Here is a 24,933-nt window from a genome sequence, read left to right on the forward strand (position 1 = left end):
ATTAATTAAATGCGCTGAAATGGATAAGATGATTTATTCCATATTATCCGTAAAAAACAATCCTGAGAAATTAAATACGCTGTTGGTTGGGATAAAGGGTATTGCGGGGACGGGCTTATTTGCTGTTTCCTTTGATCAGATTTCTGCGGTAGTCAGCAACATCAAAAGAGCTGATTTAATTGCAGATAAAACAAATGCCATTGAATATGCCGGGGTGATCGAAAAACTGGCACAACAATTTACGCTTCTTCCAATGCGATATGGTTCCCTTATGGAATCAACCGACGCGATTAATAAAATGCTCGGAAGAAACTACCATGAATTTCAACAAAACCTTCATAAAGTTGAAAACAAGTGTGAATTCGGGCTGAAGATCTTTTGTGATTCCGAAAAGTTAAAGGCAGAACTGAGGGCAAAATCAGAGGCAGATACTAAAACACCCGCCAAACCTGCCCCGGAAATTAAAAATTCAGTGTACAGGGATTACGTAAATAAAAAGCTTAAAGAGCACAGGCTTGAGGAATTGCTCTTAACCTATGTTGATTCGGTCATTTCAGAAATCATGGGATACCTTGCCCGATTGAACGCGGTCAATAAATTCAAAAAGATGGCAACCGCAACAAATATAATCGATGCGGTTTTTTTACTTGAGAAGGAGAAGAAAAGCGAATTAATTCAGGCGGTTGAAGATTTACAAAACCAATATCCCGGGCTAAACTTTGTCTTAACCGGGCCCTGGCCGCCGTATAATTTTGTTGAAATCACCATAAAGTAATCAGGACGATGAGTGAAAATAAAATATTATTTAATACCGGATCGCTCGATGAACTTTCGGAGGAGATCGGGAAACTAACAAGCAATGAAGAATCCAGGCTAAAGCTCACCCCCGACAATGCAGATTCAGGGCTGGCAAAACTGGTACTAACCTTAGTTGAACTCATCCGTAAACTGGTTGAAAAGCAGGCTATGCGAAGAGTTGACGGCGGATCATTAACGGAAGCCGAAATCGAACGGTTGGGAGAAACCCTCATGAAGTTAGAGATGAAAATGGAAGAGCTGAAAAAGCATTTTAATCTCACCGACCGCGACTTAAATATCAATCTCGGTCCGTTGGGTGATTTGATGTAAAAGACAAAGCTAAAAGCCTTTCACAATGAGGACGCTGATATATGTTCCCATCATTCATTCAAGCGCCGACATGGGCTCTCTGGGAAAAGAACTTAAGAACAAAAGTGTTTCTGAATTGGGAGAAAATGTATGGCAAAAGCACACCGATACTGTAAATGGCTACTGGGATGCAATTGAATCCTACTTTGAAAACATTGATATTTACATTAAGGGGATTAAAATATATCAGGACGGAATGTTTGTTGATGGTGAAATAGCGATGAAAATCATTAACGAAGGCATCAAATCAGGGAGCAAAAATTTTGAAATAGTCTCAAACCTTATCGATCGGGGGGCATCACTTATCAAGACTGAAGATTTCAAAATGGTGAAAGATGAATACGATGGACTTCAATCTATCTTAAAATCAAAAACTAATATTAAGAAACTCTTTCTACTACTCAGGTATAAAGTTTTAAAACCAATATTTTTAATCAGGAGGGATAAATTTATTACCGGCAGGATAGCCGAAACGCTGGGCCAAAACGAAACCGGAATTCTTTTTATCGGGGCTTATCACAATATCATGAAAAGACTGCCCAAAGATATTACTGTGATCGAATTGAAGGAAATTGCAAAAATCCGAAAATATCAAAAAGCAATTCAATCTGATTCTAAAATTAAAACACTACAACTTAAACAACTTACGGAATACCTGATTAAAAAATGATGTTGGAAAAAGTTGCTGAAAAAGAAGTCGGCAAAAACAGGTTCGCAACCTTCTGAAGCCGAAACGCTGAAGCTCATTCATGAGCTTGAGGTACACCAGATTGAGCTGGAATTGCAGAACGAAGAACTCGTCCTGGCCGACCACTTAATGAGAAACTCAGGATCACGTATAGGGACAATCTGAATAACTCAAAACTCGAGTTTCAAAGAAAGATAAAAGGTTCTGCCAAATCCCCAGAAACCACTGAAGTCATCAATCGTATGGGAATAGCCATCCTGGCCCCTGATGATATACTTGCTGTTCAGCGCATTCAGGCAGCCCAGGTCAGCTCTGGCCTTTAAGGAACCAACCCGGAAAGGACATTCCAGGTGTATATCGAGAGTTTGATAAGACGGAATACGGTAAGATTGACTCCGGTCATTTGGATTTGTCCTGGAAGTTGGACTAAAATCAGCATAATACCGGTCATAATACATCCAGGAAACTGAAATATCAATGGTTCGCATGATCCTGATATCTGCAAACAAGGAAACCTGCGTCTGAGGGGCATCTCCAACATACAATCCATCGGCATAAACCTGTATCGTGTCAACAACAGCCTGATCATCATTAAAGACAAATGCCGTTACATCATTCTTCCATTTCCAGTTGCCTATTGACAGGCTTCCCCCGGCATTCAGCCAACTGGTGATCCGCTGGCTTAGTTCAGCTTCTGCTCCCCTGTGTAAGGCATCAAGACCCTGAACCATTGATGGGTCTTCAAACTGATTGTACTCATTAGTGAGTATCGATTTGTCCTGCCAACTGGTATAATAAGCATTCAGCCGCAAACGGGTATACCTCAGGTCTAAGCCGTAACCAACCTCTGCCGTTAAAGTTTTTTCATTTTTAAGGTCATGGGTCGGGACATTGGTGAAATTTCCGAAGACGAATTTAAAATAAGGTTCACGGGAGAAATATCCGCCATTAATGAATAAATGGTTAAACTCATTCAGGTTAAGATTCAGTCCTGCCTTCACATCGAAACCAGGCTTGAATACCCATTCACTACTGATATCGCTGACGTAATTGTAGCGGTCCTCCCTCCGGTACCAGTTACCGGATATGGTTCCGGAAGCAAACGCGTTAAGCCTGCCCGATTGATACTCCAATTGCGCAAAGATGCTGGCGAAATTATTGATCGCTCCGTTGTCGACCTTAACGATATCTCCGACCTTTTTAATCTGGTCACGGCCCGCCACGCCATCGACTGCATAAGCGTAATCATCAATGAAAAAGCGGCCGCCAAGCAGATCCCTGACCTTTTGCTGCAGCTTCGACTTGAATATTCTTCCATGGAAACCGGCAGTCAGAGTGAACCGGTCGTTGAATTCATGCCTGTAAGTCGATAAAAGCCCTGTCCAGATATGGCTTGCAAGAAAGTTCGTCTGAATATTAAGGGAATATCCGGTTGTGTCAGTGCCATCCGCCAGTGTATAATAACTTTCATTCCCGGCATTATTCCGGTAGATAGTTTCCCAATCAATTTGTCCACTGGGGTTATGATAACTAAATATCCAGGGATTACTGCCGAAAGTCTCGGTCCATTTACCCCCGCCATTGCCGAACGACAAGTAATAAGAGGTGGCCAGCATGCTTTTTTTGGAAATATTCCAGTAATCGTTGAGAGCGATATGAGGTTTATGATAGAAATTTTCGCTCGCATTGTTGATCTCCCCGTTATAACTACCCCAGTCTTTGTTGTAGCGCAGACCATACTGGTCTGTTTCTGCTTTCGACAACCTGTTATTCCGCTGGCCATGTTTTTCAGGATTGCCAAGCGCAGTGAAAACCAACATGTGGTCTTTACTGAATTCCTTGGAGATGGAGAGATAATAAGCCCATCCGTCGACGTAGGTTGCATCAGCGTAGCCCGGTCCTGTGAACCGGGAGCCAAGAAAAGTTACGGCCATATTGTTTTTAAGCCTGCCGCTGGATAACATGAGGGTGGTTTTCTGGTTGCCATAGTCAGTGATGGAATATTTGAGGCTTCCACCTGATTCCACATCGGTAGTTTTTGTGATGATATTGATCGTTCCACCGATGGAATTCAGCGCTACTTTTGAGGCCCCAAGTCCCCGCTGCACCTGGATCTGCTGGGTGGCTTCCGCTAAACCAAGCCAGTTGTTCCAATAGACAAGTCCGTTTTCGACACTCCCAATGGGAACCCCATTCAGCATCAAGGCCACATTCTCCTGTTTAAACCCCCGGATGTTCACGCTGGCATCGCCGCTGCCACCACCGGTTCGGCTCGCATAGACACCGGGCACTGCCTTCATGATCTCAGGGAATGGCTGGTCGCCGAGCCGTGTTTCAATATCTTCAGCCCTGATCATGGACACCGAAACAGGTGTTCGCCGGTCAATCGCTTCCGATGCTATGATGCTAACCTCGGCCAGGCCGATGGTGGCCCGCTTTAAATAGATCGTGCCAAGTTTTACCTCCCCGGTCATTGTCACTGGAATCTCTTTTGGAAGGTATCCTATATTTGTAAAGGAAAGAACATAACTTCCCGGTGACAGGTCAATCCGGAAAAAACCGGCCTGATCGGTGGAAGTTCCCTTGCTTTCATTTAATACTTTGATATTGACTCCTGTAAACTGATCGCCGGTCAGTGAATCGGCGACATATCCTGAAACCCAGGACTGACCATGTGCTAACTGGGTCAGTGTGAGGTTTAACAGGCAAATCAGGCAATAAAAGGATATTTTTTTCATAATCTTATTAGGTTAAATTTAGACCATTAAAAAACCCTGAAGGGATCCAACAGGGCGGGAATTATAAATCAATGATGATAGCCCTTTAGTAAAAAAGGTATATCCATCAGAAATTCTTCTTCCATCCAGACTTTAACTGTCGGTTCCGGAGTTACACCGGATCGGTCCCGCCATCAGACGGAATTCGCGGACTTTCACCGCCGGTCGGGGATTGCACCCTGCCCTGAAGAATATCTTCAAAAACTAACAGATTCAATTTCTGTCAGGTGACAAAATTAGGAATTTTCTTCCGGATAACTGATCCTCACGTGATAAATATTCTGGAGGCTTTTTTTGAAGATTTCTTTAACCATTGTGATATCACGCAAGGTGAGATCAGCATTGGAAAATTGTTCTGATTCCAGCTGACGGTTAATGATCCGCTCAACCAGATCATTGATTCTGTCATCATCCGGTTTGGTGAGGCTGCGGGAAGCAGCTTCCACCGAGTCGGCCATCATCACCAGGGCAGTTTCTTTTGAATAGGGAATAGGACCAGGGTAAGTGAATGTGTTCGCATCAACATTCTTTTCCGGATTTTCGAGCTTTTGTTTAAGGTAGAAATATTCAACCTTCCTGGTGCCATGATGGGTTGTGATAAAATCAGCAACTTCAGCAGGGAGTTTATATTTTTTGGCGAATTCAATCCCGCGTGTAACATGACGGATAATGATCCTGGCACTTTCCTCATAGCTAAGGTCATCATGGGGATTAACACCTGTAACCTGGTTTTCGATGAAATACATCGGTGCATCTATCTTCCCGATATCGTGGTACAGCGCCCCAACCCTGACCAGCAGGCTGTCTCCATCGATAGCGTATGATGCTTCTTCAGCAAGGTTGGCAACCTGGAGTGAATGTTGAAAAGTTCCGGGGGCCTTATGGGCCAGTTCCCTGAGCAGTTTATTATTGCTGTTGCCCAGTTCAATGAGCGTTACGTCGGTGATATAGCCAAACGTCCTCTCCAACAGGAAAATGAGCGGGTAAGCAAATAGCAGCAAAGCAGCATTGGCGGCCATTTGATAAACTTGCTGAATGTTTATTCCCCTGAAATTACCTTCCTGCATCAGGATAAGCCCGACGTAAATTGCAGTATAAGTGCAGAAAACCCAAAACGCCGTGTAGAAAAACTGGGAACGCCTTTCCAGCCTGACTATGCTCATGATCGCAACCACGCCGGCAATGAGCTGGATGAAAACAAACTGGAAGCTGTTTGGTGCGATGAAGCCGGTGGTGAATATAGTTACCAGGTGAACGAACAATGCAAGGCGGGTGTCATAAAAAACCCGGATTATAACAGGGACAAGGCAGACAGGGACGAGGTAAAAATAGCTGACATTAAACCGTACTATAAGGCTGGCAGTGAGTACCATCATAAATATGATCAACAGGATCAGAAAGGTCTTCTTGTTGTTGGCCAGGATATCCTTACGGTAATTATAAAGGAAAAGTACAAGGACCAGGATTGAAATCGATGTCAGAATGGCTTGTCCCCCGGCAATGGCATAAAATGCCCTGGTAGTGCCCAACTGGACCTCAAAATTATTTTTTAATGATGTGAGGATGCGGTAATGATCGTCATTTACCCTTGCCCCGCGTGGAATAATCAGCTCACCACGCTGTACCATGCCGCGGAAAGGACTGATATTTGAAAGTGCCGATTCTTTTTCCGCATTGGTTTTTTCGGCATCAAAGAAAAGATTATGGGTGATATGGTTGGTAAGAATATTAATAAGAAAATCCTTGTCCGTGAAGTTTTCTTTTCCAACTTTAACTAAAATATAACTGCTGGCCTGCTGCAATGTAAATACCTTGAAAAGCGGCACTTCCCTGGCAATATTATTTTCAATGATGAAAATTTCAAAATCGGCAGGTTTGTTTTCTATCGAAGGATCAAGCTGAATGATCCCTGCCCTGAAAATCGAATCAAAAATCATTAATCCTTGCCGCAATAGCTTATCTTTCTGTTGGCTGAACGTATTCAATTCCCCATTTCTTTCAGCCCATTTTTTATTGAACTCGAGTTCGAAGAGCTCTGCCTGTCGCGAAAATACAGCCGTATCCATCTTAAAAAAAGGCTTCAGGAGCGATAAAACCTGTTCCTGTTCGGCTTTCAGCTCATCATCATACTTAATGATCGCAAAATCAAAGGGAGCGTATAAGTCATCATGCAACCACGGTTTACCTTTGCTAAATTCATACCTGAATTTTCCTTCTTTCGGCAATACTAAAACCAGCAGGATCACAGTTGCTGCAAACATGGCAATCCTAAGGAAAAGATCCTTGTTCTTTCGCGTTTTTTCTGTGATCCGGTTCATGGCTGATCTCTTATTGCTGCTAATTTATGAATAATTGGTTTAAATTTGTATGAATTATTAAATTATGATTGAATTTGGTTTTTGTAACCTTGCAGTGGTACCAGTCCGACGCGAACCCTCCGACAAAGCAGAAATGTCTACCCAGTTGCTTTTCGGAGATCTGATGGAAGTTATCGGCCGGGATGATTCATGGTGCCAGGTGAAAATATTCTTTGATGGTTATGAGGGTTGGGTCGATGTTAAACAGATCCGGGCTGTCAGCAACCAGGAGTTCAGGCGCCTGACCACATCACCTGTTTGGGTGAACAGGCAGATGCATTCCGATGTTGTCCTTTACAGTGGGGTGAATATAAGTTTGCCAGCAGGGTGTAGTTTTTATAATATAAAAGGCCAGATTATGGAGATAGATGGAGAGCAATACCGGCTGGACGGAAAAGTATACCCGTTTACTTTTACAGGGCTCAACGGGTTAATGGAAACTGCTGCCGGTTATCTTTCCTGTCCATATCTATGGGGAGGTAAAACTTACCTTGGCATGGATTGTTCCGGATTTACACAAGTTGTGTTCAAACAGCACGGCATTAAATTATTGCGTGATGCGGCTCAACAAGCTACTCAGGGCGAATTAATCAGTATCCTTAACGATGGAAAACCCGGCGACCTGGCTTTTTTTGATAATGCAGAAGGAAAGATTGTCCATGTCGGGATCCTTCTGGAAGATCAACGGATCATTCATTGCTCCGGGAAAGTCCGCATTGATACTATTGACCACCAGGGAATATATAACCGCTATCTGAGCAAATACACGCACAGTTTGCGGTTGATAAGGCGGGTAGTAGCAGGCAGTTGGACAGTTGGACAATAGGCAGTCGGACAGGTTGTATGACTTTAGGGATTGTTTATTGACGATTTCTGACGGCGGATTTCTAACTTCCAATTTGCCAACTGCCAACTTATTTCATCACTATTTTATCCAAATACCTCCCTGCTTCCGGCCCCATATTAAACAACAGATCAAGGATGCTCAGGTTTGGCACAAAGCCATATTTATAATCGAAAACCTGTGGATATTTGGGGAATTGATTGAAAGGCTGATATTTTTTCGGAGATATTGCTGACCGCAGATCGAGCATACTCCCCGGTTTTTTTTCATAGTCCTGCGTGAACTGTATATTGAGGTCTATACCGAGCAGTGCGCTGATTGTTTTCAGAATGTTATGGTTGTTATTAATCAGGCTTGTCTCCTGTGTTTCGAAGAGTTGCTCAAGTATATCAGTATAATAGTTGAAAAAGGGAGATGAACGATAACCCGTCTGCAGCGTTTTCCAATGTTGTTCCTGCCAGTGTTCGCGGTAGCAGATTTCAACTTGTTTAGTCATTGTATGGTTGCCTTGCGGCTTAGTGACCGGGACTACCAGACTTGACTTACCGGACGCTGTCATTATCTCGCAGCGGTTACGGAATGTTTGCTTGGTAAAGGTTTCCATTTGTTCGATATATATGACCTTGCTCCGGATCATATGAACGAAATAGGAAATAGGAGGGAAGTAAGCGGTAGGAAGTAGGATATCTCCGGTTATGGTCATGACATGTGTTAGCTTTTTAGCAGGATATCCTCGATCGCCTTTTTAAAGGTGTCTTTTGGCAAGGCGCCCATCGCCATCTGCGGGGCTCCGTCAGCCGGGCAGAAAAGAATGGATGGGATGCTCCGGATGCCAAAAACGCCTGCCAGTTCCTGCTCTTTTTCAGTATCTACCTTATAAATGTTGATCTTGCCTTTATATTCTGTAGCAAGTTCTTCGAGGATAGGGGCAACCATTTTACACGGTCCGCACCAATCAGCGTAAAAATCAATCAGACAGGGTAATTCACCCTGGTAGTTCCATTCTTTATTGTTTTCGAAATCAAATACTTTTGAAATGAAAGTGTCTTTTGATAAATGTTCCAGTGACATAATTATGATAATTTTAAATTTTAAATTGGGGTTTTAATTATTTAATTAATTGATGTTGAAGGGGTTTTTAATAAAAACTCGTCAATGATTTTTTTGTAAGATTCTTTTGGTAATGCGCCTTTCTGTGAGGAAGGTTTTCCTTGCATGGGGATGAATAAAACTGTAGGAAGACTTGTGATGCCAAATACGGCAGCCAGTTCCCGCTGAGCTTCTGTATCTACTTTATAGATATTGATCTTGCCTTCATACTCAACTGCCAGTTCTTCAAGGATCGGGGCGATCATCCGGCAAGGCCTGCACCAGTCAGCATAAAAGTCGACGATAGCCGGTTTGTCACCTGCAAAGACCCATTGCTGTGGGTTCTTCTCGTAATCCATGACCTTGAGTTTAAAGGTTTTCTCAGTCAGATGTTCTGGTATTCCATTCGAAGATTCCGATTTTTTACTGCCACCATCAGTAACATTTGCAGAAGATTTCGATGACGTATTGCCCTTCTCACCGTCTGTAGTGCCATTACAGCTGATGAACAGGAAGATTATTAAAACAGAGAGGTATCCGATTTTTTTCATATTAATAATTTGTTTAAGATTAACGGATGCAAAATTAAGAATAATTTTTGAATTAAATCGCTTTAGTATCACTTTTTTTATAATTTTGCTTAAAAATTATTAAAAGGCACTTTTAGGATCAACATTTCGAAACGATGACACTATTTTTTCGTGAAATATCACCTCTTAAGTTAGAAGAGGTCTTGCTGGATGAAAACCGGTGCCTTGAATTCATTGCAGGGGAAAAATGGTATAAGGGCTTTGTTTGCCGGAAGTGCGGCCACGATAATTACTGCAATGGCAAAAAGCCTTATTCCAGGCGGTGCACCCGCTGTAAACATGAAGAATCGGCCACTTCCCATACTATTTTCCATGGCTGCCACCTGCCTCTGACACAGGCTTTCAGGCTGGCTTACCAGGTCTGCCATAACCCTGAAGTTTCCACCTATGAGCTGGCCAGGCAGCTTGATACACGCCAGATGACCTGCTGGAAGCTCAAGAAGAAGATGCTCGACTGCATTGCATCGAACGGCCAACTTCAGATCATCCCTTCATCAGCAAAACTAAAATACGTTTCTCCGCCAAGGATAAGGTGATCCAGAACAGGGAGGTCAAGCAGGAGACCTGCTTCTTTGAGTTTACGGGTCAGCCTGATGTCGGCCTCGCTGGGCTGGGTGTTACCGGAAGGGTGGTTATGGCAGAGGATCAGCGAACTGGCATTATGGTCGAGGGACATCTTGAATATTTTCTTTGGATCAGCCACCGTCCCGGAAATGCCTCCTTCGCTGATGTTTACTTTCCGGATTACCCGGTTGGCCCGGTTCAGCAAAAGCACCCAGAATGATTCGTATTGGGAATCTGCCAGCTCTCCATGGAAAAGTTCAAAAACATCCCGGCTGCCGGCCACTTTTTCCCTGGCCATTGCATCCTGACCCCGCTTGCGGTTGCCCAGCTCGAGCGCCGCTATGATCGTAACCCCTTTCGCCATACCGATCCCTTTGAATTTCAGCAAGTCATTGATCTGGTATTTCGACAGCTCAGCCAGGTTTTGACCGCTCTGATCAAGGATCCGTTTGGCCAGGTCAACGGCCGATTCATTCCGGTTGCCTGACCCCAGCAATAAAGCGATCAGCTCGGCATTGCTCAGTGCCGACTTGCCTTTCAGCAGCAGCTTCTCCCTCGGCCTGTCATCTTCCGACCATTGTTTGATGGGTATGCGTGATTCATATGTCATCGTTGCCTTTTTCCTGTTTATCCGGAAAAATGGAAATTATACCCGACCGGTTGAAAATATTTTTTTGGAATCAATCATATGCATGGGAGGATAGAAAGCAAAAAAAAAAGCCGCCGGTTGCTAAACAGGCAGCTTGAAATGATAGCTTGAAGTATTTCTTACGCTAACGTATTGACCTTACGGGTCAGCTTGGATTTCAGATTGGCGGCTTTGTTCTTATGAATGATCGAATGCTTTGCCATTTTATCGATCATAGAAACCATTTTCGGAAGCTGGGATGCAGCTTCATCTTTAGCTTCAATGGATTTGAATTTCTTGATGGCGTTACGCATGGTTTTACCATGATAGCGGTTCTGGATCTTTCTGTTTTCATTGGCCCTGATTCTTTTCAGCGCTGACTTGTGATTTGCCATGTCTCAGATATTTTTTATTCCTGAATGGGGGTGCAAAGGTAAAGAATATTTTTACAAATGAAAATGTTTTAGGAAAAAGTTTATTTATAGCTTTGATCAATCAATAATCGATATTTTATGAAAATGAAAATTTCCTTTACTGCCACTCTTCTCATTACCGGCATGCTCCTGAACGCGCAGACCAGTGTTCCTGCGTTTATTACGGATAGCCTGGATAGCTATACCGAACAGGCGCTAGCGGAATGGCAGATACCGGGTGTCGCGGTTCTTGTGGTCAAAGACGGACAGGTGATTGTCCAGAAAGGTTATGGATTCCTCGAATCAGGCAAACCTGAGCAAGTAGATGAAAATACGCTGTTTATGATCGCATCCAATACCAAGGCATTTACAGGAACGGCAATGGCAATCCTGGAACAGGAAGGCAAATGCTCACTTGACGACCGCGTTCAGAAATATTTGCCCGGCTTTAAAATGAAAGACCCCTGGGTAGCCGAACATATTACCCTGACCGATGTTATGTCGCACCGGATCGGTATGGAAACTTTCCAGGGCGATTTTATGTATTGGGAGTCGGACCTGAGCAGTGATGAGGTGATCGAAAAATTCGGCATGCTCACGCCAATGTATGATTTCAGGGCGAAATGGGGCTATTGCAATGCCGGTTTTCTGATCGCCGGAAAATGCCTGGAACAAATCACCGGGATGACATGGGAACAGTTTATGCGGGATCGCATCGTAAACCCATTGGAAATGAAAAGGACACTGGTTATGACCGCAGAAATTGCAAATGCTGAAAACCTTGCTGCGGCTCATACCCTGGTCAACGGAAAACTGCAGGTTATCCCGCACTGCCAGGTCGATAACATTGCACCGGCGGCCAGCATCAGCTCTTCAGTCAGCGATATGAGCCACTGGATCATTGCCCAGCTCGACAGTGGAAGGTATAACGGCCGGCAGGTTATTCCCTGGCAGGCGATCCGGAAAGCGCAATACCCAAATTCTATCGTCCGGCGGGCCAGGCACCCGTTCAATATTACACATTATTCCCTCTACGGCATGGGCTGGAGCCTCCAGGATTATGAAGGACGGGAAATGGTTTCCCATACCGGCGGTGTGGATGGTTTTGTAACTTCGGTTACCCTGATCCCCGAGGAGAAACTTGGCGTGGTCGTTTTTACCAACACCGATATGAATGGTCTTTACGAAGCTGTTAAATGGGAGATCATTGATGCATACCTTGGACTACCTTACCGGAATTACAGCCAGGTTTTCATCTCGCGTTATATGCCAGCTTATAAAAAAGAAATGGAGATGATCACTTCGTGGCAGGATTCGGCTAAAATGAATCTGCCCATGCCTGTGAAACTTGCAAAATTTGCGGGGAAATACAACCATGAAGTTTATGGCAGCGCTATCCTCGAATCTAAAGGAGATTACCTGCTCCTGAAGCTGGAACACCATCCTGATCTGACATCCAGGCTGGAATATATTGGAAACAACAGGTTTCTTTGCACTTACAGCAGTCCGCTCTGGGGTATCAAAGTTTTTCCCTTTGTTATAAAAGATGGAAAAGTCATATCATTTACCCTCAGCGTAGCCGACTTTCTTGAATTCACGACCTATGAGTTCGTGAAGGAATAATCAGTATTAGTGTTTTATTGAACGATGAAAATTAATGATATCAGTTTCTATATGTTCCTGCTTAAACTTTTCAGCATGTTGAAGGCCTTTCCCGACTAATTCATTTCTTAATGTTTCAGAATCCATCAGTTTATCGATCCAGCCTGCGATCTCTTCAAAATCATTCGGATTCACATAAACGGCACCATCACCGCCGGCTTCCGGAAAGCAACCTCCCTGTGATGTGATAACCGGAATATGACTGAAAAGTCCTTCCACGATCGGCATGCCGAAGCCTTCATATTGAGATGGATATACCATTAATTGAGCATTTCTGCAAAGAGCCGGCACATATTTATAGGGCACATTTCCCAAAAAATGAATCCGGTCCGACAACCGGTTTTTTTCAACATAATTTAAGATTGTTTTCAGGTAATCCCTGCCTAAACCCACAGCGGTGCCAATAACAACCAAATCCAGGTCATACTTGTCTTTGATCAGGTTAAAGGCTCGTACCGTCTTAAACAAGTTTTTCCTTGATGTAATAGCGCCAATGCTGATGATATATCTTCTTTCGGTACTAAAAAACTGATGGGCATCCACGGTATCTTTGCTATAGAAAATCGGATCGCTGCCTGGATAAATAACGTTAATTTTGTTTTCCGGGACATGATAATAATAAACTATATCCCGTTTGGTCTGCTCACTTGCGGCTATAATAAAATCAGCATGCTTGCCGGCATACTTAGTCTTTTGCTTATAAAAATAAGCATCAATCGCAGGGTATAATTGCGGATACCGCAAAAATATCAGATCATGAATAATAACGACTTTGACTATATCTGGGTTTTTATTGCCAAAGGGGATTTCATTGCTTAATCCATAATAAATACCGATATTGTCTTTTCTTAAACGGGCATTGATCAAGCCTGTACGCCAGGGTGCACCACCCAGCATTTTGTGCCAGGGTTTATCCGGACTGACGATTATACTGTTAGCCCGATCAACTTCTTTCAGGTAAGGATTGTCACCGGCGACTACCTTTGGGGAATACAGGTAGAAATTATCACCAGCCGATTTCTTTGCCAATCCATGGTAAAACCTCCGGCCATAATTGCCAAGGCCGCTATTATTAAAGAAAATCCTTTTTGCATCTAGGCCGATATTCATGTAACCTTTTTATGGATGACAGTCCGGTAATAAATTTCATAATAAAAAAACCTTAAGGCAGAAAGGAACAATGGGATTCCCATCATGACATATAAGACTGAAAGATATTCCGGGGAAATAATGCCTGATTCTCTGAGAATTACTCCGGAAGTGATCATGACAGCCATCATAATATAGCTTCTGATATTAAAAAAGGCAAACATACAGGGATTTTCATTCTCTAAATTAATGATCCGCCAGGCATGTTTTAAAGATATTTTGGAAAACAACAGTAAGTAAAATATTCCGCCACCAAAAATGCTGATCGTAATTTTTAGCCATAAGAGATCCCTGTACATACAGAATAGCGAAATGCCTTTATACAGAAGCATTCCTCCTGCAAATGTCCACACAACGCCGGCCACAAAAAGAAGGTAGCGCTTGGGAATTGCCGGTTTGAGTGTCTGAAGCAGGTTCATCTGATAGTGGGATAAAATTTATTGATTAACCAAGGGACCAGCCAACCAATGAAAGAACCTATGATTATGCCGCTTAACACATCGCTTGGGTAATGCACCCCTAAAGCCATCCTGGAATAAGCAACCACTGATGCCCATATAAAAAGCGGGATAATAAATTTTCTTTTCGGGATTAAAATTGTAAATGCAACAGCAATGGCAAAAGCTTCCATTGCATGTCCTGAAGGGTAGGATGAACTGCCGGCTTCCGACAGCTTTTCAATATCGGGGTAACTTATATAAGGTCGCTCTCTGATAATAATAGTTTTCAGGGTAAGGCTTAAAGTTGCAACAACAATAAACACCGCAAGGATTTTATAAAACACAATCCTGAGTGGCTTTGATTTTGTTTTCAGTGAATAGATGAGAATTGTCAGCAGTAATCCTATGCTTACAAATGTTGTGGTAAATGAAATATAATAAAGGATATTGTCAAGCGCTGCAACGCGATTGTGGTGTATCAAACGCAGAATTTCGATATCTAAACCGGATAATGCAGTATTATGCATTGGCATTAGTTATAGCGAAGAATATTTTGAAAAAATTTGATTTTGCAATTTCCAAATTTCAAATATCAATTTTCAAGTTTCAGTTATTTCTCATCCATAAACTGCTGTATAGCAGTTGCTGCGCGCCGGGAAGCGCCTTCGCCCCCAAGCTTTTCCCTGAGTAAATCATATTCTGATATGATCCGCGACCGGTTGCTTTCATCCAGTATGACATTCAGCTCTTTTTCAAGGTTTTCCGCATTAAAATCACCCTGGATCAGTTCCTTCACCACCTGCCGGTCCATGACCAGATTCACCAGCGAAATGAACTTCACATCCACGATCCGGCGGGCAATAGCATAGGAAATGGAACCGCCCCGGTAGCAAACCACCTGCGGTACGCCATAAAGCGCCGTCTCAAGGGTGGCGGTGCCTGATGTGACCAATGCCGCATGGGCACGGCGAAGCAATTCATGGGTCTGCCCGAAGAGGATCACCGGACTATCCTGTCCTGCTACCTGCCGGTAAAATGATGGTTCGATGGAAGGTGCGCCGGCAATGACGAACTCATACACGGGAAACCTGCCTGCAAGTGCAGCCATTACGGGAAGCATCCGCCTGATCTCCTGCTTTCTCGAGCCAGGTAACAAAGATATGATAGGCTTGCCGCTCAATTGATGGGCTGCCCGGAAAGCATCGGAATCCTGGTAAGCGGAAGGCCTGTTCACTACATCGAGCAGGGGATGGCCTGTAAAATCCACCGGGTAATCGTAACGCCGGTAGAACTCCTGCTCAAAAGGCAGGATCACAAGCATTTTATCCACATTTTTACGGATGCTGTAAACCCTTGATTTCTTCCACGCCCATAACTGGGGAGAGATGTAATAAATGACCTTAAACCCATTCCGGTGTGCGAATTCTGCTATCCTGAGGTTAAAACCGGGGTAATCCACCAGGATAATGGCATCGGGTTTGAACCGTAAAATATCTTCCTTGCAAAAACTCAGGTTCTTCATGATAGCGCGGATATTCAACACTACCTCGACGAAGCCCATGTAAGCCAGGTCGCGGTAATGCTTAACCAGCACTCCGCCGGCAGCTTGCATCAGGTCGCCGCCCCAGCAGCGGAACACCGCCCCCGGATCGGTTTTCCTGAGCTCCTGCATGAGGTTTGAAGCATGGAGATCGCCCGAAGCCTCGCCGGCAATGAGGTAATAGCGCATATCAGGAATATCTTTTAAAGATAAAATAAGCTACCATGAGCAAAAACGTTATCAGCAGCACACCGCGGCCGGTCTTATCAAACTTGTATCTGACAAAGTAAATCCTGATCGGGATTAAATTGATGATAAGCGCCAGCAACATCATTTTGTCTGATTCAAAAGGCCGTGACCATGTGCTGCCATATTCCACAACCAGTGAAACAAGCCACAAAAGGCCATAGAACAGGCCAGGCAAAATCAGCCCCACCAATGCTCCAAAAGCTATGTTATCTCTTTTTAGCATCAAAGTTCACAAAAGTAGATAAAATAGCCATTAAATTCTTTAAAACTGCCTTAACTCCTCGTAAAGCATCTGGACCGGCAGGCCCATGACGTTGAAATATGAGCCTTCAATCCGGTTGATGCCGATATAGCCTATCCATTCCTGGATGCCATAGGCACCGGCTTTGTCATAGGGCTTGAAATGAGTGAGGTAATAATCAATCTCAGCAGCAGAAAGAGGCTTGAAATAGACATTGGTCCATGCAGTGAAAGAGCGGCATTTATCGCGGCTGCGGATACACACACCGGTGACCACCTGGTGCATGCTTCCCGAAAGGGTCTGCAGCATTTTCACGGCTCCTTCTTTACCTTCAGGCTTTCCGAGGATATGGCCATCGATCAGTACCAGGGTGTCGGCTGTGATCAGGATGTTTTTCGCATCTTCAAGCAATTCTACGAAATGACCGGCTTTTTTCTCAGCCAGGAAAATCGCAATTTCATCCGGAGTCATTCCTTCCGGAATTGACTCATCGGTCTCAGCACTGATCGCGGTGAACTCCAGGCCCAGTTGCTCCAGCAGGAACCGTCTCCGCGGGGAAAGTGATGCGAGGATTATATGACGGTTTTTCAGGTTTTCCAGCATCATTATCACATATTTCTGAACCAGGTAGCGACCAGTGAAACCATACCCGCGACCATGACCAGTTTAAGGATCAGGCTCAGGCGGGTGAAAGCAGCTTTTTCCGTAGCCATAATCGTTTTATACACAGTTATAAGGAGTAAAACCTGGGTAAGTATCAGGATATAAGAAATCCATGGATAGCCGGAGCGGTACAGGATAAACTGGAACCAAACCAGTGTGGCAAAAGTCACAATTTCCAGAAATATGAGAAGATAGCGCGTTACTGAGAGCCCGAGTACTACCGGCAGGGTGCGGCAACCGAAACGGGTATCGCCTTCGATATCCTGGGCATCTTTTACAATTTCACGTATCAGGGTGGTAAGAAAAGCAAAAAGGGCAAATGCCAGGACAAAGCGGTTAAGCTGGGGAAAAGAACGGCTGGCTTCTATAAACAGCTCCGGTTGGCTTTTCAGGTGATAAAACTCGAATAACCAGTAAATAATGACAACAAGGGCAGCCAATAGAGAAACCACCAGGTTACCAATAGCGGGAAGATATTTGTACTTGAAACTGTAATAAAACAGTGCGGTAGGAATGATCACAAACAGGATACCCAGGAATATGTTACCGGCCAGGTAGCTGAAAGCGATGCCGAGAACCAGCCCGGCTGCGGTCAGGTTGAAATGCAGCTTATTTCCCGAAACCTCGCTGATCTGTCGTCCGATGACCTTTTTGGCAGGTTTGTTGATCTGGTCGATCTCGATATCGAGGACGTCATTTATCACGTAACCGCCGGCACCAATGAGCAGCGTCGCCATTACCAGCAAAAGGAATTGCCAGCCAGGCATCAGTCCTTCGAGGCCGTTTTGTTTAAATACCGGCAGGAAGATTGCATAGCGCACTAAAAGCAGCATCCCCGCCATAATGAGCAGGTTGACCGGCCGGATTATCCGGAGATAAGCTTTCCAGGGCATGGCGCTACCAGCTGAAGGCGTCATCATTCATCCACTTTCCCTGCACTTTCAGCGCCTGTTCGATGACATCGCGGGCGCAGCCTTCACCACCTTTAAAATGAGAAATATAATGAGAGATGGCCTTGATCTCTTCAGCGGCATCGGCAGGGCAGGCGGCAATACCGCAATATTTCATGGCATGAAAATCAGGGATGTCATCGCCGAGATACAGGACATTTTCGGGCCTTAAATCGTTCGATTCCAAAAAGTCTTTAAGTGTGCTGAGTTTATGTTCAACGTTGAGGAATACGTGTTGAACCTTCAGCATCATGAACCGGTTGACCATCGAGCGTGACCGTCCGCCGGTAATAATGGCGACGTGAAACCCCTTTCTGACGGCTAATTGAATGGCATATCCGTCACGGACATTTGCGGTGCGCAAAGGCTCACCTTCGTCGAGCATTATTATGGTCCCATCAGTGAGGGTCCCATCATAGTCGAAAACAAAAGTGGTGATATGCTTTAACAGTTCTTTATAATTATTCATTTTATTGAGAATGATGGTGGATAATATTTTCAGTGATCAGGCGGTAAATATCGCGGAAAGCCGGGTCATCACGAAGGAGTTCCAGGTGTTTTTCAATGACCCGAAGGTCTTTCCTGACTGCCGGGCCGGTCTGGCTGCGAAATGGGTGCTGCTCTCCGGCTTTGGCGGCCGTTTCAAGGATCAACGGGGCAAGTACGGCAAATGGAATGTCTTGCCGTTCAAGAATGGAGGCCGCGATAGAATAAAGCTGGTTGGTGAGGTTGGAAGCGATTACCGCAGCCAGGTGGATCTTTTGCCGGGTAGGGGAGTCTGTGATCATCACCCGGTCGCTGACCATTCCTGCGAATTGCTCCAGTTTCTCAGAAATTTCGGTGGATTGACCTTCTATAAAAAAAGGAATGCTTTTATATTCAATGCTTCTGCCTGACGTAAGTGTTTGCAGTGGCCACAGTACACCGGTTCGGGTGGAGGCGCCTGATAGTGAGTCAAGTGAAGAGAATCCGGAAGTGTGAACCAGGAGCTGGTCTTTAAGATGGAGTTGGAGGGCAGCTTCACGGATATGATCGTCCTGAACGGTCAAAAGGTAAAGATCGGCTTCTTTAAATAGCTTGGAAGTGTCAATGATATAAGGCACTGAAAAGGTTTTCGACAGGATGCAGGCGGTTTTCTCATTATGTGCAAGGATCTGCAGCACACGGATACCCTTTTTGCTGAAAGCTTTGATCAGGTGAAAGGCCACATTGCCTGATCCCACAACAACCATATTTTGAATACCTTTTTCCAATGCTTGCAAATTTATGCGATTAATTCCAGTCTGGGTCTTTCATTTATAATTTCTGTATAATTTGCTTACTTTAAATTTGAACAAATCAATTTTCGCATTGTTAGGTGTTTACTTTCAACCACAGGAATGGCCCATTATTCCATCAAAGACTTAGAAAGAATATCCGGGGTGAAAGCCCACACTATCAGGATATGGGAAAAACGCTACGGAATTGTTGAACCCAAGCGGACTGACTCCAATATCCGATTCTATTGCGATATGGACGTCAAAAAGCTGATGAACGTGTCGATTTTACTTCATCACGGGTATAAGATCTCCAGGTTAGCCAGCCTTGACCCGCAGGAACTTTCCAAAAAGGTCTTGGAAGTATCGATGATTTCCAACGGTCACGATAGCCAGATTGAAAACCTGGTGGTTGCCATGATTGAGATGGATGAATCCAGATTCGAAAAGATACTGAACATGTCGATCATGAAGGAGGGGTTTGAGAATACAGTTTTTAACGTGCTTTACCCTTTCTTCGAGCGGATTGGAGTACTATGGCAGGCCGGCAGCATCAATCCGGCACACGAGCATTTTATCACCAACCTGGTAAAACAGAAAATTTACGTGGCCATCGACAGTATACCTGTTCCCACAGGAAATGATACGAAAAAAATCCTGCTGTTTCTTCCCGAATGGGAGCTTCATGATCTGGGCCTGTTGGTTTACGATTACCTGGTTAAAAGCCGTGGCTTCAAGGTTATCTATTTAGGCCAGAATGTTCCGGAAGACGACGTTTACTCCGTCACAGATTTTCTTCAACCCGATTATTTCCTGGTGGCTTTTGCCAATGCAGTTGATATGGATAATTTGGAAGCTTATATTAAACGTTTAGCTGCCCGCTATCCTGGGAAGAAGATATTCATTACCGGCCATCAGACAACCGGCCTGACCTGCGCCCTTCCTTCCAATATTACAATCATCAATTCCGCCCTCCAGTTTTCCAGCGAAATCATTCCCGGTTTACAATTAAATAATTAATACCAACTAATCCCTCTTACCGTCTTACCGTCTTCCCTCATTCCCCCTTTGTTAAACAAAATTTCATCTTTTATTTAACAGCTTTTAACATTTAACATTCCCGGTCTTATATACAAGTAATATTTATAATATTGAAAAACAGTATTGTAAATATCACTATTTAGAATAATTGTTAATAAATTGTTAAATAACTTGACAAGATGCTATATTCGTGTTTAACTTTGTATCGTTAAGTTTAAACAAAAAATACTTATCATCATGACCGTATTAGAATTCAATTATAGACTCATCAGCATGCAAAGTTACCTTCAGTACTTTGCCAAAAAGCTGACCATGAATGAAGAAGATGCCAACGACCTGGTTCAGGAAACAAATTACAAAGCACTTTTGTTTCGTGAAAAGTATGTGCATCACACTAATTTCAAGGCCTGGTTGTTTACCATCATGAAGAATATCTTCATCAACAATTACAGGCGGAACAAAAAAGCCAGGACTTTTCTTGATACTACAGACAACCTGCATTACATTCACAAGCAGATCGATGCTTTCCCGGTTTCTCCTGATTCCGAGCTGCAGGTGAAGGAAGTGCGTAAAGCTGTTGATAGTCTGGAGGATGACCATAGGATGCCATTTGAGATGCATACCCAGGGGTTCAAGTATAAAGAAATTGCCGATGAACTTGATATCTCAATAGGAACTGTTAAAAGCCGTATTTTCTTTGGCCGCAAGAAACTCATGGAAAGACTTGAAGGTTATGGAAACTGAAGAGTTTTGAGTTCTGAGTTCTGAGTTATTATTTTTCAAACCACTAACCATTAACCAATAACTTTTAATAAACCTGCCGGACTTCGGCCTTCAGCTGGTCGATGGCTGTCTTTACCGGATTTTGATCCAGCTGTGCCCAACGTTCCAGTAATATCTTTGCCAATTCACCGGCACCGGCGCCCGCATCTGTTTCCGTTGCCGAAGTGTTGATGAGAAGGATAATTTCTTCCTTGGCTGATTTTATCATGGCCCAGCCGGAAGGGGAAACATAGATCTGCTGGGCAACATTGTGTTCAAATTCTTCCCGGATATTCTGTACCAGCATTAACTGAAGGTGGTAAGTGGTCATACCGGGCTGAAGTGCCCTGTTGATGGCCTGGGCCGGCGTAATCCTTTCAAGAAGGAGTATGAGCCTTTCATAAGCCTGTAAACGCAAAGGGAGGGTCGTCTGGCTATTACCGGCTTTTTTGCTCTCTTCCCTTTTCTTTTTTTCATTTTTCAGGTATGCCAGCACGACTAATCTGACAGTGAAAAAAAACACCAGGGAGGGAAGTAAAAATTTGAGGATTTCAAAAGATAATGCTAAGATCATTTTTTTAAGATTTAGTTGCAAAGATAGAGTTTCTTGAGAAGAAGTCAGAAGTCAGAAGTCAGAAGAATAACAGTTTAACGATTTAGCAATTTGGCCCCCATAATTTTTCTATTTTTGTAAATCTCTTAACAAAGCAGAATACACTATGGAACTCCCTGCGCAAAGAATCCTTAATCTATCTGAATCGGAAACACTTGCAATGACACGCCGCTGCCGTGAGCTGGCGGCCGAAGGTGTCGACGTGATCAACCTCAGCATTGGTGAACCTGACTTCAACACACCTGAACATATTAAAGAAGCTGCCATCAAAGCCATTCATGAAAACCGCACGCATTATCCGCCTGTACCGGGTTATCCTGAATTACGCAAGGCCATTTGTCACAAGCTCAAACGGGATAATAACCTCGAATTCACGCCGGAGCAGATCGTTGTATCCACCGGTGCGAAGCACTCCATAGCCAACGCCATGATTAGCCTGGTTAATGCCGGTGAGGAAGTTATTCTGCCTGCGCCTTACTGGGTTTCTTATAAAGAGATGGTCAAACTGGCAAGGGGAACGGCAGTTTTTATTCCTGCCACTGTGAAGACCGATTTTAAAATCACACCGGAGCAGCTGGAAAATGCCATTACACCAAAGACCAAAGTCATCCTTTATAGCAGTCCGTGTAATCCTACAGGTAGTGTTTATTCCCGTGAGGAACTTCATGCCCTGGCCGAAGTCATTGCCCGTCATCCAAATATCTTTGTGATCTCCGATGAGATATACGAGCTGATCAATTTCGACTGCCAGCATGAGAGCATTGCCCAGTTTGACTTTATCCGCGACCAGGTGATCGTGATCAACGGGGTTTCAAAAGGATTTGCCATGACCGGCTGGCGGCTCGGCTACCTGGCAGCGCCAACCTGGATTGCCAAAGCCTGCGATAAACTTCAGGGACAAATGACCTCTGCCACTTGTTCCATCTCACAATATGCGGCTATTGAAGCCATGATGACTGATCCGGAAAAGTCTCCTGACATCAGGGATATGATCTTTACTTTCAGGAAAAGAAGAAACAGAATGCATGAATTGCTTCAAACCATTCCTGGCCTAATCACGAACCTACCTAAAGGAGCTTTTTATTTCTTCCCGGATGTGACGCATTATTTTGGGAAGAGCTATGGTGGAAGAACCATAAATAATGCCTGCGATCTGGCAGATTACCTTTTGGATGTCGGACATGTGGCGCTTGTGCCAGGTGATGCATTCGGAAATCCGGACTGCATCAGAATTTCTTATGCAACATCAATGGAATTGCTGGTTGAAGCAGTTGAGCGTATTAAAAAGTGCCTGGCAGACCTGGCATAATAGCAATTAAGTGCTATCTTTACTTAATAATCATTAAAAATGCCAGGGAGGAATTACCAAAAAGTCTTCGAGCAATTTAGCCATCTCAGGGTGATGGTGGTTGGGGATGTGATGGTTGATGCCTACATTTTCGGTAAAGTAGAGAGAATCTCCCCTGAAGCACCTGTGCCTGTGGTTACTGTCGAAAAACGGGTGAACCATCTCGGCGGGGCGGCCAACGTTGCCCTGAACGTGAAATCGCTGGGCGCCGAACCTGTCCTTTGCTCAGTGGTTGGTAATGACACAAAAGGGAAGGAATTCCGGCAGCTGCTTGCAGAAGCAGAGATTTCCGGCGAAGCTGTCGTGACAAGCAATGAACGGATAACCACCACCAAATTCAGGGTAATCGGCAATAAGACACAGATGCTGAGAGTGGATGATGAAGTCACTGATGATCTGGCTCCCAATGATCAATCGTTGCTCCTGGGAAAGATCAATGAGATCCTTGAAAAATCAACTATCCATGCTATTATCTTCCAGGATTACAATAAGGGTGTCCTTACTGCAGATCTGATCCACGATGTTATAAGAAAGGCCCGGGCACTTCATATTCCTGTGGCTGTTGACCCTAAACGGAAAAACTTTCTTCAATTCAATGGCGCCACTTTATTTAAACCTAACCTGAAGGAACTTCGTGAAGGGCTAAGCAGGGATATCAGGATTGATGACCGGAAGAGCCTTGAAGATGCAGCTGGTTACCTGCATAAGGAGCTTGAGATAACGACTGTGATGGTCACTTTATCGGAACAGGGTGTTTTTATCAGCCGTCAGGAGCCGGATGGAAAAATCGTTCGGCATATTATCCCTGCTCATCTGAGGAATATTTCCGATGTTTCCGGTGCCGGAGATACGGTGATCAGTTTGGCAGCCCTTGGCTTGGCCTGTGGTCTCGATCCTGCAGAGATTGCCGCCCTGGCTAACCTGGCCGGCGGACTTGTTTGTGAAGAGGTTGGGGTTGTCCCGGTAAACCGTGAAAAATTGCTTATTGAATCACTTACCTTGCTTTAACCGGACAAGGTTTATCATCCCCGGTCCTCTTTCTTAAAACTTTTCATTAAGTTTGCAGCCAGAAAAAATAAAACCAGGCAGTTTCCGTTACTAGAACTATTAATCCAACATGCATTGAGAAAGGTTTTTTTTGTTTTCACTGTTTTTATTTTCCTCATACAGGTAACCGGATCTTATTGCCAGAGCAGCAAGCTGCTTAATCTGCCCAAGTATGATTATACTCCTTACCACTTTGGATTTACATTGGGGCTAAACCAGATGCTGTTCACAGTCAGGCCCGCTTCCGATTTGAATACACGGGTTTATACTAGTCTTCAGACCCCTGAACTGGCTGTCGATTCCTCCAGGCTCCTGGCAGTCAATTCATCACCTACTTTTGGATTTAATATTGGTATCGTTGGCGATATGCGATTGGGAAGACAGTTCAACCTGCGTTTTGTACCTGCCCTTTCCTTTGGCGAAAGATATATCAACTATTCAATCCTTGGATACGAAAATAACGGCAGCACAACCCTGATCGATGTCAAGAAAAATGTAGGGTCGGTATTTATCGATTTTCCACTTCTGTTTAAATATAAATCCAAGAGGCACAACAACATATTGGCTTATCTTACCGCCGGTGGCCAATATAGCCTCGATATCGCATCAAATGCACGCAAACGGGACCAGGGCCAGCAGATCGTGGTCAAGCTCAATAAACATGATTTCTATGCGTTGGTAGGGGTGGGATTCGATTTCTACAACCCCTGGTTCAAGCTGGGTGTCGAGCTGAAAATGGCTTACGGGCTTTTTGATATGCTCAAAAGGGACAATACCATTTATACATTGGGGATTGAAAAGCTGGACTCAAAAATATTCCAGCTTTGTTTTACCTTTGAATAAAAGAATCCAAAA

Annotated in this window: 28 protein-coding genes and 1 riboswitch; of the genes, 11 read left to right on the top strand and 17 right to left on the bottom strand. The window is 44.1% G+C overall.

Annotation, left to right across the window (positions count from 1 at the left end; translation table 11 throughout):
• Nucleotides 1–19 precede the first annotated feature (19 nt).
• The 3 genes from M0Q51_08495 to M0Q51_08505 are packed head-to-tail and all read left to right on the top strand — an operon-like array spanning nt 20 to nt 1,837.
• Complete coding sequence (locus M0Q51_08495; GenBank protein ID MCK9400013.1) at nt 20–775, top strand: GvpL/GvpF family gas vesicle protein; 756 nt, start codon at nt 20–22, stop codon at nt 773–775.
• An 8-nt stretch (nt 776–783) separates the two neighbouring features.
• Complete coding sequence (locus tag M0Q51_08500) at nt 784–1,128, top strand: gas vesicle protein K (protein ID MCK9400014.1); 345 nt, start codon at nt 784–786, stop codon at nt 1,126–1,128.
• Nucleotides 1,129–1,153: 25 nt separating this feature from the next.
• Nucleotides 1,154–1,837: a hypothetical protein gene (locus tag M0Q51_08505; GenBank protein MCK9400015.1), complete on the top strand. Its 684-nt coding sequence runs from the start codon at nt 1,154–1,156 to the stop codon at nt 1,835–1,837.
• A 188-nt stretch (nt 1,838–2,025) separates the two neighbouring features.
• Here the strand turns inward: M0Q51_08505 and M0Q51_08510 are convergent, their stop codons facing one another.
• Both M0Q51_08510 and M0Q51_08515 read right to left on the bottom strand, forming a co-directional pair.
• On the bottom strand, nt 2,026–4,593 hold the full coding sequence (locus M0Q51_08510; GenBank protein ID MCK9400016.1) for a TonB-dependent receptor: 2,568 nt from the start codon (nt 4,591–4,593) through the stop codon (nt 2,026–2,028).
• 109 nt (nt 4,594–4,702) lie between these two features.
• Nucleotides 4,703–4,828, bottom strand: a riboswitch (FMN riboswitch).
• Nucleotides 4,829–4,868: 40 nt separating this feature from the next.
• The gene (locus tag M0Q51_08515) at nt 4,869–6,950 is read right to left on the bottom strand and encodes an HDIG domain-containing protein (protein MCK9400017.1); all 2,082 of its coding nucleotides are present in this window, start codon (nt 6,948–6,950) and stop codon (nt 4,869–4,871) included.
• A gap of 64 nt (nt 6,951–7,014) precedes the next feature.
• On the opposite strand from M0Q51_08515, the gene M0Q51_08520 reads away from it, so the two are divergent.
• Nucleotides 7,015–7,815 carry a C40 family peptidase gene (locus tag M0Q51_08520; GenBank protein MCK9400018.1) on the top strand — a complete coding sequence of 267 codons (801 nt, stop codon included), beginning with the start codon at nt 7,015–7,017 and terminating at the stop codon, nt 7,813–7,815.
• A gap of 88 nt (nt 7,816–7,903) precedes the next feature.
• Here the strand turns inward: M0Q51_08520 and M0Q51_08525 are convergent, their stop codons facing one another.
• Genes M0Q51_08525 through trxA (M0Q51_08535) form a run of 3 tightly spaced genes read right to left on the bottom strand, consistent with a single transcriptional unit; the run spans nt 7,904 to nt 9,473 of the window.
• A complete protein-coding gene (locus M0Q51_08525) occupies nt 7,904–8,536 on the bottom strand; it encodes a WbqC family protein (GenBank protein ID MCK9400019.1) in 633 nt (210 codons plus the stop codon).
• Nucleotides 8,537–8,544: 8 nt separating this feature from the next.
• Nucleotides 8,545–8,904 carry a thioredoxin gene (gene trxA / locus M0Q51_08530; protein ID MCK9400020.1) on the bottom strand — a complete coding sequence of 120 codons (360 nt, stop codon included), beginning with the start codon at nt 8,902–8,904 and terminating at the stop codon, nt 8,545–8,547.
• A 41-nt stretch (nt 8,905–8,945) separates the two neighbouring features.
• On the bottom strand, nt 8,946–9,473 hold the full coding sequence (trxA, locus tag M0Q51_08535) for a thioredoxin (protein ID MCK9400021.1): 528 nt from the start codon (nt 9,471–9,473) through the stop codon (nt 8,946–8,948).
• Nucleotides 9,474–9,607: 134 nt separating this feature from the next.
• Here trxA (M0Q51_08535) and M0Q51_08540 point away from each other — a divergent pair, with 134 nt between their 5' ends.
• Nucleotides 9,608–10,048, top strand: a complete 441-nt coding sequence (locus M0Q51_08540) for a transposase (GenBank protein MCK9400022.1) — start codon at nt 9,608–9,610, stop codon at nt 10,046–10,048.
• Here the strand turns inward: M0Q51_08540 and radC are convergent.
• Both radC and rpsT read right to left on the bottom strand, forming a co-directional pair.
• Nucleotides 9,991–10,686, bottom strand: a complete 696-nt coding sequence (gene radC / locus M0Q51_08545; GenBank protein ID MCK9400023.1) for a DNA repair protein RadC — start codon at nt 10,684–10,686, stop codon at nt 9,991–9,993. The genes M0Q51_08540 and radC overlap by 58 nt on opposite strands.
• Before the next feature lie 158 nt (nt 10,687–10,844).
• Nucleotides 10,845–11,099, bottom strand: a complete 255-nt coding sequence (rpsT, locus tag M0Q51_08550; protein ID MCK9400024.1) for a 30S ribosomal protein S20 — start codon at nt 11,097–11,099, stop codon at nt 10,845–10,847.
• 117 nt (nt 11,100–11,216) lie between these two features.
• Here rpsT and M0Q51_08555 point away from each other — a divergent pair, with 117 nt between their 5' ends.
• Nucleotides 11,217–12,740: a serine hydrolase gene (locus M0Q51_08555; protein MCK9400025.1), complete on the top strand. Its 1,524-nt coding sequence runs from the start codon at nt 11,217–11,219 to the stop codon at nt 12,738–12,740.
• Nucleotides 12,741–12,746: 6 nt separating this feature from the next.
• Here the strand turns inward: M0Q51_08555 and M0Q51_08560 are convergent, their stop codons facing one another.
• The 9 genes from M0Q51_08560 to M0Q51_08600 form a co-directional block, all read right to left on the bottom strand.
• Nucleotides 12,747–13,889: a glycosyltransferase family 4 protein gene (locus M0Q51_08560; GenBank protein ID MCK9400026.1), complete on the bottom strand. Its 1,143-nt coding sequence runs from the start codon at nt 13,887–13,889 to the stop codon at nt 12,747–12,749.
• Complete coding sequence (locus tag M0Q51_08565) at nt 13,886–14,347, bottom strand: hypothetical protein (protein ID MCK9400027.1); 462 nt, start codon at nt 14,345–14,347, stop codon at nt 13,886–13,888. Before M0Q51_08565 ends, M0Q51_08560 begins: the two co-directional genes overlap by 4 nt.
• The gene (locus tag M0Q51_08570; protein ID MCK9400028.1) at nt 14,344–14,895 is read right to left on the bottom strand and encodes a phosphatase PAP2 family protein; all 552 of its coding nucleotides are present in this window, start codon (nt 14,893–14,895) and stop codon (nt 14,344–14,346) included. The genes M0Q51_08565 and M0Q51_08570 overlap by 4 nt, the downstream gene beginning before the upstream one ends.
• Before the next feature lie 83 nt (nt 14,896–14,978).
• Nucleotides 14,979–16,097, bottom strand: coding sequence for a lipid-A-disaccharide synthase (gene lpxB / locus M0Q51_08575; GenBank protein MCK9400029.1), 1,119 nt, complete (start codon nt 16,095–16,097; stop codon nt 14,979–14,981).
• 1 nt (nt 16,098) lies between these two features.
• Complete coding sequence (locus M0Q51_08580) at nt 16,099–16,383, bottom strand: hypothetical protein (protein MCK9400030.1); 285 nt, start codon at nt 16,381–16,383, stop codon at nt 16,099–16,101.
• A 36-nt stretch (nt 16,384–16,419) separates the two neighbouring features.
• The gene (locus M0Q51_08585) at nt 16,420–17,001 is read right to left on the bottom strand and encodes a Maf family nucleotide pyrophosphatase (GenBank protein MCK9400031.1); all 582 of its coding nucleotides are present in this window, start codon (nt 16,999–17,001) and stop codon (nt 16,420–16,422) included.
• A 5-nt stretch (nt 17,002–17,006) separates the two neighbouring features.
• Complete coding sequence (locus tag M0Q51_08590; protein MCK9400032.1) at nt 17,007–17,981, bottom strand: geranylgeranylglycerol-phosphate geranylgeranyltransferase; 975 nt, start codon at nt 17,979–17,981, stop codon at nt 17,007–17,009.
• Nucleotides 17,959–18,480 carry an HAD hydrolase family protein gene (locus tag M0Q51_08595; GenBank protein ID MCK9400033.1) on the bottom strand — a complete coding sequence of 174 codons (522 nt, stop codon included), beginning with the start codon at nt 18,478–18,480 and terminating at the stop codon, nt 17,959–17,961. Before M0Q51_08595 ends, M0Q51_08590 begins: the two co-directional genes overlap by 23 nt.
• Nucleotide 18,481: 1 nt before the next feature.
• Complete coding sequence (locus M0Q51_08600) at nt 18,482–19,264, bottom strand: DUF2520 domain-containing protein (protein ID MCK9400034.1); 783 nt, start codon at nt 19,262–19,264, stop codon at nt 18,482–18,484.
• Between the two features lie 126 nt (nt 19,265–19,390).
• Between M0Q51_08600 and M0Q51_08605 the strand changes: the two genes are divergently transcribed.
• Nucleotides 19,391–20,287 (top strand): MerR family transcriptional regulator, encoded by an 897-nt coding sequence (locus M0Q51_08605; protein ID MCK9400035.1) that lies wholly within the window; start codon nt 19,391–19,393, stop codon nt 20,285–20,287.
• Nucleotides 20,288–20,545: 258 nt separating this feature from the next.
• Nucleotides 20,546–21,052, top strand: coding sequence for an RNA polymerase sigma factor (locus M0Q51_08610; GenBank protein MCK9400036.1), 507 nt, complete (start codon nt 20,546–20,548; stop codon nt 21,050–21,052).
• A gap of 64 nt (nt 21,053–21,116) precedes the next feature.
• Here M0Q51_08610 and M0Q51_08615 read toward each other — a convergent pair whose 3' ends face one another.
• Nucleotides 21,117–21,644: a hypothetical protein gene (locus tag M0Q51_08615; protein ID MCK9400037.1), complete on the bottom strand. Its 528-nt coding sequence runs from the start codon at nt 21,642–21,644 to the stop codon at nt 21,117–21,119.
• 145 nt (nt 21,645–21,789) lie between these two features.
• Between M0Q51_08615 and M0Q51_08620 the strand changes: the two genes are divergently transcribed.
• The 3 genes from M0Q51_08620 to M0Q51_08630 all read left to right on the top strand — a co-directional run bounded on the left by M0Q51_08620 (nt 21,790) and on the right by M0Q51_08630 (nt 24,921).
• Nucleotides 21,790–22,992, top strand: coding sequence for a pyridoxal phosphate-dependent aminotransferase (locus tag M0Q51_08620; GenBank protein MCK9400038.1), 1,203 nt, complete (start codon nt 21,790–21,792; stop codon nt 22,990–22,992).
• 39 nt (nt 22,993–23,031) lie between these two features.
• On the top strand, nt 23,032–24,039 hold the full coding sequence (locus M0Q51_08625; GenBank protein ID MCK9400039.1) for a bifunctional ADP-heptose synthase: 1,008 nt from the start codon (nt 23,032–23,034) through the stop codon (nt 24,037–24,039).
• Nucleotides 24,040–24,153: 114 nt separating this feature from the next.
• A complete protein-coding gene (locus tag M0Q51_08630; protein ID MCK9400040.1) occupies nt 24,154–24,921 on the top strand; it encodes a PorT family protein in 768 nt (255 codons plus the stop codon).
• The last annotated feature ends 12 nt before the right edge of the window (nt 24,922–24,933 follow it).

This window comes from Bacteroidales bacterium, from assembly GCA_023229505.1.
In the GTDB taxonomy this organism is placed as follows: Bacteria; Bacteroidota; Bacteroidia; order Bacteroidales; family JAGOPY01; genus JAGOPY01.